Here is a 17,156-nt window from a genome sequence, read left to right as displayed (position 1 = left end):
GCGGCATGATCGGTAGCCCGTTCGGGAATGCATTCCCTCGAAAAGGAAAGCTTGTGGGGCATCCGCACCGGACCTAAGCTGTCCGGTCGCGCTGCGCCACGGTCGTCATGTCTCCTGGGTTCGTCCACCTCCGCATCCACAGCGAGTTCTCGCTGCGGGATTCGATCATCCGCCTGCCGGAAAAGTCCGAGTACGTCGACCCGGCCAAGGCGCCGACGCCGAACCTGCTCAGCCGCGCGCTGGAGCACGGCCACCCCGCGCTGGCGCTGACCGACGACAGCAACCTCTTCGGCCTGGTCAAGTTCTATCGCGCCGCCGAGGGCGCGGGGGTCAAGCCGATCGCCGGCGCCGACGTCTGGTTCGCCGAGGGCGAGGAAGCCCCGTCGCGGATGACCCTGCTGTGCCGCGACCGCGACGGCTACCTCTCGCTGTCGCGCCTGCTCTCCCGCGCCTACCTGGAGGGCCATCGCGGCGACTGCGTGGTGGCGCGGCCGCAGTGGCTGTTCGACGACGGCGCCGGGCTGTTCGTGCTGGCCGGGCGCGAGAGCATGGTCGGCGCCGACGCCGCGGCCGGGAAGATCGAGCTCGCCGAGCGCACGCTCGACCCCTGGCTGCGCCACTTCGACGAGCGCCTGTACCTCGCCCTGACCCGCACCGGCCGCGACGGCGAGGAGGCCTTCAACGCCGCGGCGCTGGAACTCGCCGCGCGCCGCGACCTGCCGCTGCTGGCGACCAACGACGTGCGCTTCATCGCGCGCGAGGACTTCGACGCGCACGAGGCGCGGGTGTGCATCTCCACCGGCCGCGTCCTCGACGACCCGCGCCGGCCGCGCGACACCAGCCCCGAGCAGTACCTGAAGTCGGCGGCCGAGATGGCCGAGCTGTTCGCCGACCTTCCCGAGGCGCTGGAGAACACGGTCGAGCTGGCCAAGCGCTGCAACATCGAGCTGAGCTTCGGCACCTACTACCTGCCGCAGTTCCCGGTGCCCGACGACGAGACCCTGGAGACCTGGATCCGCAAGCAGGCGCACGAGGGGCTGGACGCGCGGCTGGCCAGGCAGCCGCTGGCGCCGGGGCACGACCGCGCCAGCTACGAGGCACGGCTGGACATCGAGCTCGACGTCATCATCAAGATGGGGTTCCCGGGCTACTTCCTGATCGTCGCGGACTTCATCAACTGGGGTAAGCACAACGGCATCCCGGTGGGGCCGGGCCGCGGCTCGGGTGCGGGTTCGCTGGTGGCCTGGGCGCTGGGCATCACCGACCTCGACCCGCTGCCCTACGACCTGCTGTTCGAGCGCTTCCTCAATCCCGAGCGCGTGTCGATGCCGGACTTCGACATCGACTTCTGCATGGACCGCCGCGACGAGGTCATCGACTACGTCGCGCGCAAGTACGGCCGCGACCGGGTCAGCCAGATCATCACCTACGGCACCATGGCCGCGAAGGCGGTGGTGCGAGACTGCGGCCGCGTGCTGGGCCACCCGTACGGGTTCGTCGACGGTATCGCCAAGCTGATCCCGAACACGCTGGGCATCACCCTCTCCGACGCGCTCGGGCGCACCAAGAAGGCGCAGGCCGATCCGGAGCTGTCCTCGGCCGAGCTGATGCAGCGCTACGAGACCGAGGAGGAGGTCCGCGACCTCATCGACCTCGCGCTCAAGCTCGAGGACCTCACCCGCAACGCCGGCAAGCACGCCGGCGGCGTGGTCATCGCGCCGTCGCCGCTGACCGACTTCGCGCCGCTGTTCGCCGAGCAGGCGGCCAAGGGCGAGACCGCCAAGAGCATCGTCACCCAGTACGACAAGGACGACGTCGAGTCCGTCGGCCTGGTGAAGTTCGACTTCCTCGGCCTGCGCACGCTCACCATCATCGACTGGGCGGTGAAGGCCATCAACGCGCGCCACGCGCGCGAGGGCCGGCCGGCGCTCGACATCACCGCGCTCAAGCTCGACGACCGCGAGGCCTACCGCATCTTCGCCGCCGGTGACACGGTGGCCGTGTTCCAGTTCGAATCCCGCGGCATGCGCGAGCTGCTCAAGCGCGCCAAGCCCGACGTGTTCGAGGACATCATCGCGCTCGCCGCGCTGTTCCGTCCCGGCCCCCTGGGCTCGGGGATGGACCGCGACTGGGTCGACCGCAAGCACGGCAACGCCGAGGTGACCTACCCCCACCCGTCGCTGGAGCCGGTGCTGAAGCCGACCTACGGCGTCATCGTCTACCAGGAACAGGTGATGCAGATCGCCCAGGTCCTGGCCGGCTACTCGCTGGGCGGCGCCGACCTGCTGCGCCGCGCGATGGGCAAGAAGAAGCCCGAGGAGATGGCCAAGCAGCGCCAGATGTTCGAGGCGGGCGCCGCCGAGCGCGGGGTCGATCCGCAGACGGCGACCTCGATCTTCGACCTGATGGAGAAGTTCGCCGAGTACGGCTTCAACAAGTCGCATTCGGCCGCCTACGCGCTGGTCGCCTACCAGACCGCGTGGCTCAAGGCGCACTACCCGGCGGAGTTCATGGCCGCGGTGATGTCCTCGGACATGGACAACACCGAGAAGGTGACCGGCTTCCTCGAGGAGGCGCGGGCCATGGGCCTCACGGTGCTGTCGCCGGACGTCAACGCCTCGACCTGGATGTTCGAGGCCACCGACCCGAAGACCATCCGCTACGGCCTCGGCGCGATCAAGGGCGTGGGCCAGGGCGCGATCGAGGCGGTGGTCGCCGCGCGCGAGAGCGGCGGTCCGTTCACCGACCTGCTCACGTTCTGCCGCCGCGTCGAGGCGGGCAGGCTCAACCGCCGCGTGCTCGAGGCGATGGTGCTGTCGGGCGCGCTCGACGGCCTCGGCGAGAACCGCGCCACGCTGATGCTGCAGCTGCCGGAGGTGATGCGCGCCACCGAGCAGATGGCGCGCGAGCGCGAGGCCGGCCAGGTCTCGCTGTTCGGCGGCGCGAGCGACGACGCCGCGCCGGCCCTGCACCTGGACCTGCCGCGCGTCGACGAATGGCCGCTCAAGCAGCGCCTGGACGGCGAGCGCGACACGCTCGGCCACTACCGCAGCGGCCATCCGCTCGATCCCTACCGACCTGAGCTCGCCTCGCTCACCGGGCGCAGCCTGGGCGAACTGGCGCAGATGCTCGGCGACACCCGCGGCCGCCGCGAGGTGCAGGTCAAGGTCGCCGGCGTGGTGACCGCGGTGAGGCGCAAGGGCGAGACCCAGGCCTTCGTGCAGATCGAGGACGGCCACGGGCGGCTGGAATGCGCCTTCTTCGGCGAGGCCTTCGGCCAGTACGCGCCGCTGCTGGGCCGCGACCGCGTGCTGATCCTCGACGGCGGCCTGCGCGAGGACGAATTCTCCGGCGGCTACGCGCTGCGCGTGCGCGGCTGCTGGGAGTTCGACCAGGTCTGCGCCCAGAACGGCCGCCGCCTGCAGCTGACCCTCGACGTCCGCGGCGACGGCGCGCTCGACCGCTTCGAGAGCGCGCTGGCGCCGTATCGCCCCGGCCGGGTGCCGATGCGCCTGCAACTGGTGACCCGCGGCTCCAGGGGCGTGCTCGACCTCAACGGCAGCCATTCCATCCGCCCCAGCGCCGAACTGCTCGGCCACCTCCGCGCCCTGCCCTTCGTCAGCAACGTGGCCCTGGCGCTGGGGAGGCCGTGGGCTGACTGAGGTATGGCGGTGAAGCGGGAACGGGGAAGGGTGGAGCGGGAACCGGGAATCGGGAATCGGGAATCGGGAACCGGGACCTGGAGGCTGCGCGGCTGCGATCGTGTTTCCAGAGCGTCGCGCAGAGGCGCCAGCTCCGTGCCTGGGCAGGCCCCCTGTTCCCTGTTCCCTGTTCCCTGTTCCCTGTTCCCTGTTCCCCGTTCCCTGTTCCCTGTTCCCTGTTCCCCGTTCCCCGTTCCCCGTTCCCGCTTCCCGATTCCCTCTTCCCTCTTCCCTCTTCCCGCTTCACCCGCCCCCCCACCATACCCCCGCGAACTGGGGCCCTCGGAGGCGATCGGCTATCCTGCCCGTCTTGTGCCCTCCGGGCCGCGATCCACGACCGCATGAACCCGAATTTCCTCGATTTCGAACAGCCCATCGCCGACCTAGAAGCACGCATCCAGGAACTGCGGCACGCCAGCACCGGCTCCGAGGTCGACGCCACCGCCGAGATCCGCACGCTCGAGGCCAAGCTGCGCCAGCGCAGCGCCGAGATCTTCCGCAACCTCGCGCCCTGGCAGGTCTCCCAGGTCGCGCGCCATCCCGCGCGGCCCTACACGCTCGACTACGTCGGGCTCATCTGCGACGAGTTCCACGAGCTGGCCGGCGACCGCGCCTTCGCCGACGACCCTGCCATCGTCGGCGGCCTGGCGCGCATCGGCGGGCGTCCGCTGGTGCTGATCGGCCACCAGAAGGGCCGCGACACCAAGAGCAAGATCCGCCGCAACTTCGGCATGCCGCGCCCGGAGGGCTACCGCAAGGCGCTACGGCTGATGAAGCTGGCCGAACGCTTCGGCCTGCCGATCCTGACCTTCATCGACACGCCCGGCGCCTATCCCGGCGTCGGCGCGGAGGAGCGCGGCCAGTCCGAGGCGATCGCGCGCAACCTGCTGGAGATGAGCGAGCTGCGGGTGCCGATCGTGTGCACCGTGATCGGCGAGGGCGGCTCCGGCGGCGCGCTGGCCATCGGCGTCGGCGACCGCACCCTGATGCTGGAGTTCAGCACCTACTCGGTGATCTCGCCGGAAGGCTGCGCCTCGATCCTGTGGAAGTCGGCCGACAAGGCCAGGGACGCCGCCGAGGCCATGGGCCTGACCGCGTCGCGCCTGCACAGGCAGGGCCTGATCGACAAGGTGGTGCGCGAGCCCACCGGCGGTGCGCACCGCAACCCGCGCTCGATGGCGGTCCGCCTGAAGGCAGTGCTGCTCAACGAGATCAAGGCGCTGGAGACGCTCGACGTCGACGTCCTGCTGCAGCGCCGCTACGAGCGGCTGCGCTCCTACGGGGCGTACGAGGGGGCGTGATGCCTCGTCGGTGGCGAGGGAATCGGGAATAGGGAATAGGGACCCCGGCTTCGGCGATCGCCCGACCCGCTTCGCCTCTGGGCAGCGCCGCACGAAGGGCGGCCGCGACAAGCGCGAGACCCTCCAGGTCCCGATTCCCGATTCCCGTTTACCCCCGCCTTCCCACCCCGCTTCACCCCCACCGCCCCGTCCGAAACCCGCCAGCCCGCCGCCCTGGCGCGGCCGATACTGCGGCCATGAGCGACAGCTTCGACACCCGCTACCGGGCCATCGCCAGCCGCGACGAGCGCTACGACGGCGTGTTCTTCACCGCGGTGCGCACGACCGGCATCTACTGCCGACCGAGCTGCCCGGCGCGAACGCCGCGGGCGGAGAACGTGCGCTTCTTCGACACCGCGGCGGCGGCGCAGGCGGCGGGGTTTCGCGCCTGTCGGCGCTGCCGGCCCGACGCCACCCCGGGCTCGAGCGCCTGGGACGTGCGCGCCGACCGCGTCGCCCGCGCGCTGCGGCTGATCCACGCCGGCGCGCTGGACGATGCCGGCGTCGGCGCGCTGGCCGCGCGCCTGGCGGTGAGTCCGCGCCACCTGCACCGCGAGATGCTGGCCGAGGTCGGCGTCGGTCCACTGGCGCTTGCCCGCACCCGACGCGCGCAGACCGCCCGCCTGCTGCTCGAGGCCACGGCGCTGCCGGCCACCGAGATCGCCTTCGTCGCCGGCTACGGCAGCGTGCGCCAGTTCAACACGCACATCCGCGAGGCCTACGGCTGCGCGCCGGGCGCACTGCGCGCGCGGCGGCCCGCTGCCGCCGACGACAGCGGCGAGCTGGCGCTGCGGCTCGCGGTGCGGCGTCCGTACGACGCGCGCGGCCTGCTGGCGTTTCTCGCCACGCGCGCCGTGCCCGGCATCGAGGCCTGCGACGGCAGCACCTACCGACGCAGCCTGCGCCTGGCCCATGGCACGGCGCTGGTCGCGGTCACGCCCGACGGCGACGGCGGCTACGCCCAGCTGCGCCTGCGCCTCGGCGACCTGCGCGATCTCGGCGCGGCCGTCGCCGCCTGCCGGCGCCTGTTCGACATGGACGCCGATCCGCAGGCCGTCGCCGGCGTGCTCGCCCTCGATCCGGCCCTGGCGCCACTGGTCGCCGCACGGCCCGGCCTGCGCGTGCCGGGACACGTCGACGGCTTCGAGCTGGCGGTCCGCGCGGTGCTGGGCCAGCAGGTCACGGTGCAGGGCGCGCGCACCCTGGCCGCGCGCCTGGTCGCCCGCCTCGGTGCGCCGCTCGAACGGCAGGTCGATGGGCTGACCCACCTCTTCCCGACGTCGGCGGCGATCGCCGGCGACGCCCTCTCCGGCCTCGGTCTCACCGGGGGCCGCATCCGCGCGCTGCATGCGCTGGCGAACGCGGTGGTCGAAGGCCGGCTGCAGCTCGATGCCGGCGCCGATCGTGCGGCCACCCGGCACGCGCTGCTCGCCCTGCCCGGTTTCGGCGCCTGGACCGCCGACTACATCGCGATGCGCGCGCTCGGCGACCCGGACGCGATGCCGCTGACCGACCTGGGCCTGCGCAACGCCCTGCGCCTGCTCTGCCTGCCCGACGATCCGCGCAGCCTGCAGGCGCGCGCCGAAAGCTGGCGACCCTGGCGCGCCTACGCCGCCCTGCACCTGTGGGCGCATCTCGCCGCGGCGACGCCGCGCCCCGCTTCCACCGCACGCCGGAGCCCGTCATGCCCGCCTGTCCCGATGGCACCACCCTCGCCACGCCCGCCGGCCCGCTGAGCCTGCTCGCCGACGCCGACGGCGTGCTCCACGCCGCCGGCTTCACCGCCCGGCCGCAGGCCCTGCTGCCGCGTCCGGACGCGAGGTGGCGGGAGCGGGGCGAGCTCGGCGCCGTCACCCGGGCGCTGCGCGCCTACCTCGAGGGCGACGTGGAGGCGGTCGGCGCGCTCGCGGTCGCGCAGCCGGGCGGCGGCTTCGTGCAGGCGGCGCGGGCGGCGATGCGCGCGATTCCTGCCGGCACCACGCTCAGCTACCGCGACCTCGCCGCACGCGCCGGCCGCCCGACGGCGGTGCGTGCCGCGGGCGGCGCCTGCGCCGGCAACCGCATCGCCGTGGTCGTGCCCTGCCACCGCGTGCTGCGCAGCGACGGCAGCCTCGGTGGCTTCCTGTGGGGGCTCCCGGTCAAGCGCTGGCTGCTGCAGCACGAACGCCGCCACGCGGCGGCGCGGGCGGCCTGACCGGCGTCCGCCGTTGCGGGCGGCCCTGCCCGCGCTCACCATGGCCGGCCGCAGGAGCCCGCGCCCCGTTCCGCCCATGCCCGTGCCACCCGCCGACGCCGCGTCCTGCCCCCTCGGCACCCATCTGGCCCGTGCGCTCGACGACGTCGACGCCGGCCTGTGCGTCGGCTACAGCGGCGGCCCCGACTCGACCGCCCTGCTGCACGCGCTGGCCGCGCTTCCGCGCGCGCGGGCGCTGGGGCTCCGGGCGCTGCATGTGGACCATGGCCTTGCGCCGGACAGCCGGCAGTGGGCACAGGCCTGCCGCACGCTCGCGCGGCGCCTCGAGGTGCCGCTCGAGGTGGTCCGCGTCGACGTCGCACGCGATGCCGGCGACGGACTCGAGGCCGCCGCCCGCGACGCCCGCTACCGTGCGCTGGGCGCTGCGCTGCACGAGGGCGAGCGTCTGGTCGTCGCGCATCACCGGGACGACCAGGCCGAGACCTTCCTCCTGCGCGCGCTGCGCGCCTCGGGGCCGGACGGGCTGCGCGGGATGCGCACGCTGCGCCCGCTCGGCCGCGGGCTGCTGTGGCGGCCGCTGCTCGATCTGTCGCGGGCGACACTCGCGGACTACGTCCGCGCGCACGCCCTGCCGGTGGTCGAGGACCCCGCCAACGCCGACCTGCGCCACGACCGCAGCCGCCTGCGCGGCGAGGTGATGCCGAGCCTGGCCGCGCGCTGGCCGCACGTGGCCGCGGCGTTCGCGCGCAGCGCGGCGCTGTGCGCCGAGGCCGCCGACCTGCTCGAGCGCGAGGACGCCGCGGCGCTCGCGCGGGCACAGGGCCTGGACCCGGCCACCCTGCACGTGCACGCGCTGGCCGCACAGCCGGCGCCGCGACGCGCACGCCTGCTGCGCCGCTGGGTCGCCGGCCTCGGCCTGCCGCCCCTGCCGGCCGTGGGGATCGACGCGATCGAGCGCGAACTCCTGCCGGCGCCGGCCGACGCGCTGCCGGCCTTCGCCTGGCGCGACGTGCGCATCCTGCGCTGGGGTGGCCTGCTCCACGCCGGTACCGCGCGTGCGCCCCTGCCCGCCGACCTCGACCTGGCCTGGGAGGCGCGCGGCCGCCTCGCCCTGCCCGGCGGCGGCTGGCTCGATGTCGAACCGGTCGCCGGCGCCACCCCGGGCACGGGCGAGCCCCTGCGCCTGCGCGTGCACGCCCGGCGCGGCGGCGAACGCATCCGCCTGCCAGGCCGCGCCCATTCGCACGCGCTCAAGCACGTCCTGCAGGACCTCGGCGTGCCGCCCTGGGAGCGCACGCGCCTGCCGCTGGTGTCGAGCCTCGACGGCGAGCTGCTCGCCGCCGGCGACCTCGTCGTCTCCGCACGGATGCGCGACCTGCTCGACGCCCGGGCACTGCGGCTGGTGTGGCAAAATTAGGCGCATGCCGACGCCCCCGAACAACGACGCCAGCGCCGCCCCGCCCTCCGCCGTGGCCGCCTTCGAGCAGTCGCTCGACGCGCTCGAGGCCCTGGTGCAGAAGATGGAGCAGGGCGATCTCCCGCTCGACGAATCGCTCTCCGCCTACGAGCGCGGCGTCGGCCTGTACCGCCAGTGCCGCAGCGCGCTGGAACAGGCCGAGCTGCGGGTCAGGCTGCTCAGCGACGCCGCCGACCCGGACAGCGCGCAGCCGTTCGAGCCCGATGCCACCTGAGCCGCGGTTCGACGCCTGGCGCGTCCGCACCGAATCCGGCCTCGAGGCGTTGCTGGGCGCGTCCGGGACGGTCCCCGAGCGCCTGCTCGCCGCCATGCGCCACGCCAGCCTCGGCGGCGGCAAGCGCCTGCGCCCGCTGCTGGTCTACGCCGCGGGCACCTTCGCCGGCGCCGACGAAGCCCTGCTCGACGCGCCCGCGGTGGCGGTGGAGCTGGTCCACGCCTATTCGCTGGTCCACGACGACCTGCCGGCGATGGACGACGACGCCCTGCGCCGCGGGCGGCCGACGGTGCACGTGGCCTACGACGAGGCCACCGCCATCCTCGCCGGCGACGCGCTGCAGACCCTGGCCTTCGAGACCCTGGCGCGCGCGCCGCTGCCGGCGGCGACGGTCGTCGCCCTGGTGCGCTCGCTGGCCGACGCCAGCGGCGCGGCGGGCATGTGCGGCGGCCAGGCGCTCGACATCGAGGCGACCGGGAGCCCACAGCCGCTCGCCGCGCTGGAGCGCATGCACGGCGCCAAGACCGGCGCCCTGATCCGCGCCGCGGTGCGCATGGGCGCGTTGGCGGCGGAGGCCGACATCGAGACCCTGGCGCGGCTCGACCGCTACGCCGCGGCACTCGGCCTGGCCTTCCAGATCCGCGACGACATCCTCGATGTCGAAGGCGACGCGGCCGCGCTCGGCAAGACCGCCGGCAAGGACGCGGCGCAGGCCAAGTCGACCTATCCCGCCCTGCTCGGCCTCGACGGCGCCCGCGCCCACCTGCAGGCGCAGTGGCGGAGCATGCAGGCGCTCCTCGCCGCCGACGGCGAGCGCGCCGGCGCCCTCCTCGCCCTCGGCCGCCTCGCGGTCGAGCGCGACCGCTGAGCCTTCAGGGCCCGTCCGGGTCGGGCGGGACGAAGGCGGCGCGGGCGAGGTCGGCGGCCGCGGGGCGCGGGTTGGACACGCCGTGCGGAACGTGGCCGGCGGCGACGTGCAGGCTGGCGTTGTCGATGTTGCGCTGGGAGTCGTCGAAGAACAGGTCGGCGCCGAACGCGCGCAGGAACGGCCCCTTGTCGCGGCCGCCGAGGAACAGCGCCTCGTCCAGGCGTACGCCCCATTCGCGGAGCGTCAGGATCACGCGCTTGTGCGCCGGTGCCGAGCGCGCGGTGACCAGGGCGGTGCGTATCGGCGAGTCCTCGGGCGGGAAGGCCTGCTGCAGCGAATGCAGTGCGGCGAGGAAGGCGCGGAACGGGCCGCCCGACAGCGGCGTGTTCGCCAGCTCGCGCTCGTTGGCGTGGAAGGCGGCGACGCCGCGCTCCTGCGAGATGCGCTCGGACTCGTCGGAGAAGATCACCGCGTCGCCGTCGAAGGCGATGCGCAGCTGCGGATGCGCCGGCTCCATCGAGGTCGCCCGCGCCGGCAGGATGGTGGCGGCAGCCACGCCGTGGTCGAGCGCATGCCGCACCGACTCCGGGTTCGCCGACAGGAACAGCTGCGCGCCGAACGGGCGGATATAGGGCGTGGTCGGCGCGCCGCCGGTGAACACCGCGCGGATGATGCGCAGGCCGTAGTGCTCGATCGAGTTGAAGATGCGCAGGCCGGTGTCCGAGGAGTTGCGCGACAGCAGGATCACCTCGACCCGCGGCGCCTCCGGGTCGTCGTTGGCGTTGAGCCCGATCAGCTTCTTCACCAGCGGGAACGCGATGCCTGGCGACAGCGGCTCGTTCTCGTGCGTGCGCTGGTAGTCGGAATAGGCATCCAGCCCCTCCGCCTCGAACAGGCGATGGCTCTCCTCCAGGTCGAACAGCGCCCGCGCCGTGATCGCCACCACCAGGCGGTCGGGATCGGGTTCGGCGGGCGGCATGGGGCTGGGGTCGGGAGTGGGCATGGGTTCGTGGGGTGAAGCGGGAGGGATGGAGCGGGAATCGGGAATCGGGAATGACGGGGCCCGAACGGGCTGCGGGGCCCAGGGCGTGAGGCGGGCAGGAACTTCATGCCGGGCTTCGAGCCTTGGACCCCTGACCCTGCGCCCAGCTTCAGCGCGACCTCCAGGTCCCGAGTCCCGCCTCACCACGCCCGCTTCCCGCTCCATCCCTCACGTCACGAACTGCTCGTTCATGATCCGCTCCTCGAGATTGTGCTCGGGGTCGAACAGGAGGGTGACCGTGTGCGCCTGGGATTCGCGCACGGTGACCTCGACCACGTCGCGGACCTCGTGCGAATCGGCGGTGGCGCTGACCGGGCGCTTGTCCGGATCGAGCACCTCGAAGCGGATCTCGGTGCCGGCGCGCAGCAGGGCGCCGCGCCAGCGGCGCGGGCGGAACGGGGCGATCGGGGTCAGCGCGATGACGCCGGCGCCGAGCGGCAGGATCGGGCCGTGCGCCGAGTAGTTGTAGGCGGTGCTGCCGGCGGGCGTGGCCACCAGCACGCCGTCGGAGACCAGCTCATCGAGGCGGCGGCGGCCGTTGAGGTGGATGGCGATCTTCGAGGCCTGCCGCGTCTGCCGCAGCAGCGAGACCTCGTTGTAGGCCAGCGACTGCACACTCGCGCCGCTCTCGGTCACCGCCTGCATCTCCAGCGGCTTGAGCACGGCGCCCTGCGCCTGGGCGAGACGCGCGTGCAGGTCGTCCTCGCGGTAGTGGTTCATGAGGAAGCCGACGGTGCCGCGCTTCATCCCGAACACCGGCAGGCCCAGCGCACCGTGGCGATGCAGGGTCTGCAGCATGAAGCCGTCGCCGCCGAGCGCGCAGAGCACGTCGGCGTCCTGCGGGGCGTGCTGGTCGTAGCGCTCGGTGAACCAGGCGAGCGCCGCCTGCGCATCGTCGGCGCGGCTGGCGAGGAAGGCGATGCGGGGATGGTCGGGCAGCACCGGGAGCGGGATCCCTGGAGGAATGGGCCGCGCAAGCCTAACCCAGCGCGCCGGCGGCATCGCGTGGCACGGCGCGCGATGCGGGCGGCCGTGGCCGCGCCGCATCGCGCCGCGGCACTCAGCCGGTCATGTTGCCGAGCAGCTGGGCGACGCGCCGCACGGCGACGAAGGCGGTCGGGTAGTCGAGCGCCTTCTGCGCACGGATGTCGTCCAGCGTGGCCCGGGTCAGCGCCAGCGTGGCGTCGTCGCGACCGATCCAGGCGGCGAGCGGATCGGCGCTGTCGCCGGCGACGTCGAGCATCTGCCCGACCAGGGCGCCCTGCTGGGCCTGCAGCTGGTCGCGGAGCACGCCGCGCGCGTTCGCATGCCAGCGCCCTTCGACCGGCAGCTCCTCCATGCGCTCGAGCATCCAGCGCAGGTGCAGGGCCTCGCCGAGCGCGTAGTAGGCGCGTGCGATCTCCGCCACCGGGCGCCCACGCTCGATCGACACGGCGATGATGTCCGGCGCGACGTTGAGGTAGGGCAGCACCGCCAGGTGGCGCGCCAGCGTCTCGGGGAAGCCGCGCTCGACCCAGCCCTGGCACGCGGCGGCGAACTCCTCCTGCCAGGCCTCCGGCAGCACCTCCGGAAAGGCGCCGCGCAGGTCCTGCAGGCGCGGATGCATGCGCTCCACCGCCTCGGCGATGTCCAGGGACAGGCCCGGCCGGTTCAGCAGCCAGCGGCAGAGGTTGCGCAGCAGGCTCCACACCGCCAGCAGGGCATCGAGCTGGGCGGCCTCCGGCACGACCAGGTCGAGCTCGTCGATCTCGCTCCACAGCGCGCGCGCGTCCATCGCCTCGCGCGCGATCGAGTAGGCCTTGGCGACGTCGGCCGGACCGCGCCCGGTGTCCTCCTGCATGCGCAGCAGGAAGGTCGCGCCCATGCGGTTGACCATGGAGTTGGTGACCGCCGTGGCGATGATCTCGCGACGCAGGCGGTGGTTCTCCATGAGGTCGGCGTAGCGCTCCTGCAGCGGCACCGGGAAGTAGCGCGCGAGTTCCTTGGAGAGGTAGGGATCCTCCGGCACGTCGGACTCGAGCAGCTGGTTGAAGGCCACGATCTTCGAGTAAGACAGCAGCACCGACAGCTCCGGCCGGGTCAGGCCCTCGCCACGCTCGCGGCGGTCGGCGAACTCCGCGTCGGTCGGCAGGAACTCGATCGCGCGGTCGAGCAGGCCCTGCGCCTCGAGCACCTGGATGAAGTGCTGCTTGGAGCCCAGGCGCGGCACGCTCATGCGCTCCATCACGCTGATCGCCTGGTTCTGGCGGATGTTGTCCCACAGCACCAGGCGCTCGACCTCGTCGGTCATCTCCGCCAGCAGCGCGTTGCGCTCGGCCTCGCCCAGCCCGCCGCCCTTCACCGCGGCGTTGAGCAGGATCTTGATGTTGACCTCGTGGTCGGAGGTGTCGACGCCGGCGGAGTTGTCGATGAAGTCGGTGTTGAGCAGCACGCCGTTGCGGGCCGCCTCGATGCGACCGCGCTGGGTCAGGCCGAGGTTGCCGCCCTCGCCCACCACCCGGCAGCGCAGGTCGCAGCCGTCCACGCGGATGGCGTTGTTGGCGCGGTCGCCGGCGTCGGCGTGCGACTCGGTCGAGGCCTTGACGTAGGTGCCGATGCCGCCGTTCCACAGCAGGTCGACCGGCGCCCTGAGGATCGCGGTCATCAGCTCGCTGGGCGTCATCTTCTGCACCGACGCGTCGATGCCGAGCGCGGCCTTGACCTCCGGCGTCAGCGCGATCGACTTCGCGGTGCGCGGGTGCACGCCGCCGCCGCGGCTGATGAGCGACGTGTCGTAGTCCGCCCAGCTCGAGCGCGGCAGCGCGAACATGCGCTGGCGCTCGGCGAACGAGCGCGCCGCGTCGGGATCCGGGTCGAGGAAGATGTGGCGGTGGTCGAAGGCGGCGACCAGGCGGATGTGCCCGGACAGCAGCATGCCGTTGCCGAACACGTCGCCGGACATGTCACCGATGCCGGCGCAGGTGAAGTCCTGGCTCTGCGAATCCACGCCCAGCGCGCGGAAGTGCCGCTTCACCGATTCCCAGGCGCCCTTGGCGGTGATGCCCATCGCCTTGTGGTCGTAGCCGACCGAGCCGCCGGAGGCGAAGGCGTCGCCCATCCAGAAGCCGTGCTCGATGGACAGCGCGTTGGCGATGTCGGAGAAGGTCGCCGTGCCCTTGTCCGCGGCGACGACCAGGTACGGGTCGTCGGCGTCGTAGCGCACCACGTCCTGCGGATGCACCACCTCGCCGTCGACGAGGTTGTCGGTGATCTGCAGCAGGCCGCTGATGAAGATGCGGTAGCAGGCGATGCCCTCGGCCTGCACCGCGTCGCGGTCGCCGGCCGGCGGCGGCCGCTTGACGATGAAGCCGCCCTTGGCGCCGACCGGCACGATGACCGTGTTCTTGACCATCTGCGCCTTGACCAGGCCCAGCACCTCGGTGCGGAAGTCCTCGCGCCGGTCCGACCAGCGCAGGCCGCCGCGCGCCACCGGGCCGAAGCGCAGGTGGATGCCCTCGACCCGCGGCGAATACACGAAGATCTCGCGGTAGGGCCGCGGCTTCGGCAGGTCCGGCACCTGCGCGGAGTCGAACTTGAAGCTGATGAAGTCGCGCGGCGCGCCCGCGTCGTCGCACTGGTAGTAGTTGGTGCGCAGGGTCGCCTCGATCACGCCCTGGAAGCTGCGCAGGATGCGGTCCTCGTCGAGGCTGGAGACGCGGTCGAGCAGGATCGCCAGCGCGTCGCGGCAGGCGTCGGCCTGGGCCTCGCGGTCGAGTCCGCGCGCATAGGCGACCTGCTCGATCACGGTCGCGATCTGATCGCGCTGCTCGGGCGAGGCGATGCTCTCGAGCTCGGCCTGCAGCGCCTTCCGGCACGGCTCCATCTCGCGCCGCTCGGGCGCCGCGTGGCCGGGATCGAAGCGCGCGGCGAACAGCTCCGCCAGCACCCGCGCGGCAAGCGGGTAGTCGACCAGGGTCTGCTCCATGTAGGCCTGCGAGAACGGCACGCCGGTCTGCAGCAGGTACTTGCTGTAGCCGCGCAGCATCGCGACCTGGTGCCAGTCGAGCCCCGCGGCGAGGATCAGGCGGTTGAAGCCGTCGCTCTCCGCGGTGCCGCGCCAGACGTGCTCGAACGCCGCCTCGAAGCGGGCGTGCACGCGCGCCACGGTGGCCTCGTCGATGTCGCCGCCGCCGGAGCGCTCGACCTCGAAGTCCTGGATGTAGACCGCGCCGTCCTCGGTGTGCAGCGCGTAGGGATGCTCGCTGATGATGCGCAGCCCCATGTTCTCCATCATCGGCAGCACGTCGGAGAGCGGGATGTCGTCGCCCTGCCGGAACAGCTTGAAGCGCAGCCCCTCGCGGTCGCCGCGGCGCGCGCGGTAGAAGCTCAGGCGCAGATCGTCCGGGCCGCGCAGGGCGGCCACGCGCTCGACGTCGGCGGCCGCGCCCTCCGGGGTGACCTCCTCGATGTAGCCGGCCGGCAGCGCGCGGCCGTAGACGCGGGCCAGGCGCAGGCCCTCGGCCTCGCCGCAGCGACGCACCAGCAGGTCGCGCAGCTCGTCGTGCCAGTTGCGCACGATCTCGGCCAGGCGCGCGTCGATCTCGGCCTGGTCCACCGCGTGCGTGCCCGCCTTCGGGCGCACGATCAGGTGCAGCTGGGCGAGCGGCGACTCGCCGATCTGCAGGGTGGTGTCGATGCGCTGGCCGCCCATCGCCTCCATCAGCAGCGCCTCGATGCGCTGGCGCACCTCCGTGTTGAAGCGGTCGCGCGGGATGTAGACCAGGGCCGAATAGAAGCGGCCGTAGCGGTCGCGGCGCAGGAACAGCTTGGAGCGCACGCGTTCCTGCAGGCCGAGGATGCCCATCGCGGTGCGGTAGAGCTCCTCGTCGGAGGCCTGGAACAGCTCGTCGCGCGGCAGGGTCTCGAGGATGTGCCGCAGCGCCTTGCCGCTGTGGCTGTCGGAGCGCAGGCCGGAGCGCTCCATCACGTACTCGTAGCGGTGCCGCACCAGCGGGATGTCCCAGGGCCGGCGGTTGTAGGCGCTGGAGGTGAACAGACCGACGAAGCGCACCTCGCCGACCGGCCGGCCGTCCGTGCCGAAGCGCAGCACCCCGATGTAGTCCATGTAGCCCGGACGGTGCACCGTCGAGCGCGCATTGGTCTTGGTCAGGATCACCGGCTCGGGCGTCGACGAGGCGACTACGCCCTGCGCCGCCAGCGACCGCAGCGAGCGCGGACGCCCGGCGCGGTCGTCGTCGGCGAGGATGCCCAGGCCGGTGTCCGGCACCGCGGTCAGCATCTCGTCGCCGTCGACCGGCCGGAATGCGTATTCGCGCGAGCCGAGGAAGGTGAAGTGGTCGTCGGCGGCCCAGCGCAGGAACTCCTGCGCCTCGGCCCGCAGCTGCGGCGAGACCGGCGATTCCCAGCCCGGCAGCGCATCGGCGGTGGCACGCATCGCCTGCCGCATCGCGGCCCAGTCGCGCACGCAGATGCGGACGTCGGCAAGCGCCGCGCAGATGCGGTCGCGCACGGCCTCCAGCTCGTCGCCGTCGCCGAGGCGGTCGACCTCGATGTGCATCAGCGACTCGGCCTCGCCCGCGCCGAGCTCGACCAGCCTGCCCGCCTCGTCGCGGCGCACGGTCAGCACCGGATGGCCGAGCACGTGGATGGCGACCTTCGACTGCGCCAGCGCCATGCTCACCGAGTCGACCAGGAACGGCATGTCGTCGTTGACGATCTGCACGACGCTGTGCGGCGAACTCCAGCCGTGGCCTTCCTCGGACGGATTGAACACCCGCACCTTGGCGCTGCCGCGCTGGCGCTCGCGCGCGAAGTCGAGCACGCCCAGCGCGAGCGCCGCCCAGCCGGCCGGCGACCGCACCGCGTATTCCTCGCTGGACATGCGCACGTAGAAGGTGCGCACGAACGCCGCCGCCTCCTCGTATCGCTCCGCCGGCGCGACCTCGCGCAGGGCATCCAGGATGGGCGTGAGGGAGACCTCGATGGGGTCGTTCGGTGCTGCTGCGGGCTGCGCGCTCATGGGTCCGTCAGGGCGGCTGGGTTGACCGCACATTCTAGGGCCCGGATGTGAAGGCAGGCGATCTGCGCAGCAGCATGGAGGGTGGGTGGAGCGGGAACCGGGAGGGATGAAGCGGGAATCGGGACCCGCGGCGTCGGTCCGCCGGCGCGCATGCCTCCCCTGTAGGAGCGGCTTCAGCCGCGACCGCCTCGTGTTGGGCTGGGTCGCGGCTGAAGCCGCTCCTACAGGAAGGCGGCGCCGGATGCGCGGTGCCTTCGGGTCCCGATTCCCGACTCCCGCTCTACCACTCCCGCTCTACCAC

10 protein-coding genes are annotated in these 17,156 nt (G+C 72.9%); 7 read left to right on the top strand and 3 right to left on the bottom strand.

Features of this window, described 5'->3' with window-relative positions:
- Positions 1-107 precede the first annotated feature (107 nt).
- The 7 genes from dnaE to KB893_RS04180 all read left to right on the top strand — a co-directional run bounded on the left by dnaE (position 108) and on the right by KB893_RS04180 (position 9,794).
- Entirely contained in the window at positions 108-3,662 is a 3,555-nt protein-coding gene (gene dnaE, locus KB893_RS04210) for a DNA polymerase III subunit alpha (RefSeq protein WP_211927256.1), read from the top strand.
- A 380-nt stretch (positions 3,663-4,042) separates the two neighbouring features.
- Positions 4,043-5,002, top strand: coding sequence for an acetyl-CoA carboxylase carboxyltransferase subunit alpha (locus KB893_RS04205; RefSeq protein WP_211926938.1), 960 nt, complete (start codon positions 4,043-4,045; stop codon positions 5,000-5,002).
- A 236-nt stretch (positions 5,003-5,238) separates the two neighbouring features.
- Entirely contained in the window at positions 5,239-6,777 is a 1,539-nt protein-coding gene (locus KB893_RS04200; protein ID WP_211926939.1) for a DNA-3-methyladenine glycosylase 2, read from the top strand.
- Positions 6,726-7,235, top strand: a complete 510-nt coding sequence (locus KB893_RS04195; protein WP_211926940.1) for a methylated-DNA--[protein]-cysteine S-methyltransferase — start codon at positions 6,726-6,728, stop codon at positions 7,233-7,235. Before KB893_RS04200 ends, KB893_RS04195 begins: the two co-directional genes overlap by 52 nt.
- Positions 7,236-7,311: 76 nt before the next feature.
- Entirely contained in the window at positions 7,312-8,652 is a 1,341-nt protein-coding gene (tilS, locus tag KB893_RS04190) for a tRNA lysidine(34) synthetase TilS (RefSeq protein ID WP_213173457.1), read from the top strand.
- Positions 8,653-8,656: 4 nt separating this feature from the next.
- Positions 8,657-8,926 carry an exodeoxyribonuclease VII small subunit gene (locus KB893_RS04185; RefSeq protein ID WP_211926942.1) on the top strand — a complete coding sequence of 90 codons (270 nt, stop codon included), beginning with the start codon at positions 8,657-8,659 and terminating at the stop codon, positions 8,924-8,926.
- The gene (locus KB893_RS04180) at positions 8,916-9,794 is read left to right on the top strand and encodes a polyprenyl synthetase family protein (RefSeq protein WP_211926943.1); all 879 of its coding nucleotides are present in this window, start codon (positions 8,916-8,918) and stop codon (positions 9,792-9,794) included. Before KB893_RS04185 ends, KB893_RS04180 begins: the two co-directional genes overlap by 11 nt.
- A gap of 4 nt (positions 9,795-9,798) precedes the next feature.
- Here the strand turns inward: KB893_RS04180 and KB893_RS04175 are convergent, their stop codons facing one another.
- From KB893_RS04175 to KB893_RS04165, 3 genes are all read right to left on the bottom strand, one after another.
- A complete protein-coding gene (locus tag KB893_RS04175) occupies positions 9,799-10,773 on the bottom strand; it encodes a 5'-nucleotidase (RefSeq protein WP_211926944.1) in 975 nt (324 codons plus the stop codon).
- Positions 10,774-11,004: 231 nt separating this feature from the next.
- Complete coding sequence (locus KB893_RS04170) at positions 11,005-11,775, bottom strand: NAD kinase (protein ID WP_211926946.1); 771 nt, start codon at positions 11,773-11,775, stop codon at positions 11,005-11,007.
- A 121-nt stretch (positions 11,776-11,896) separates the two neighbouring features.
- Complete coding sequence (locus tag KB893_RS04165; protein ID WP_246505287.1) at positions 11,897-16,855, bottom strand: NAD-glutamate dehydrogenase; 4,959 nt, start codon at positions 16,853-16,855, stop codon at positions 11,897-11,899.
- Positions 16,856-17,156 lie beyond the last annotated feature (301 nt).

The organism is Coralloluteibacterium stylophorae, assembly GCF_018122625.2.
GTDB lineage: Bacteria > Pseudomonadota > Gammaproteobacteria > Xanthomonadales > Xanthomonadaceae > Coralloluteibacterium > Coralloluteibacterium stylophorae.
This window is presented reverse-complemented; position numbering and strand designations above follow the sequence as displayed.

Excerpts from the sequence above, each read along its gene's own strand:
- dnaE (WP_211927256.1), top strand. The coding sequence starts at position 108 with ATGTCTCCTGGGTTCGTCCACCTCCGCATCCACAGCGAGTTCTCGCTG.
- KB893_RS04205 (WP_211926938.1), top strand. The coding sequence starts at position 4,043 with ATGAACCCGAATTTCCTCGATTTCGAACAGCCCATCGCCGACCTAGAA.
- KB893_RS04200 (WP_211926939.1), top strand. The coding sequence starts at position 5,239 with ATGAGCGACAGCTTCGACACCCGCTACCGGGCCATCGCCAGCCGCGAC.
- KB893_RS04195 (WP_211926940.1), top strand. The coding sequence starts at position 6,726 with ATGCCCGCCTGTCCCGATGGCACCACCCTCGCCACGCCCGCCGGCCCG.
- tilS (WP_213173457.1), top strand. The coding sequence starts at position 7,312 with ATGCCCGTGCCACCCGCCGACGCCGCGTCCTGCCCCCTCGGCACCCAT.
- KB893_RS04185 (WP_211926942.1), top strand. The coding sequence starts at position 8,657 with ATGCCGACGCCCCCGAACAACGACGCCAGCGCCGCCCCGCCCTCCGCC.
- KB893_RS04180 (WP_211926943.1), top strand. The coding sequence starts at position 8,916 with ATGCCACCTGAGCCGCGGTTCGACGCCTGGCGCGTCCGCACCGAATCC.
- KB893_RS04175 (WP_211926944.1), bottom strand. The coding sequence starts at position 10,773 with ATGCCGCCCGCCGAACCCGATCCCGACCGCCTGGTGGTGGCGATCACG.
- KB893_RS04165 (WP_246505287.1), bottom strand. The coding sequence starts at position 16,855 with ATGAGCGCGCAGCCCGCAGCAGCACCGAACGACCCCATCGAGGTCTCC.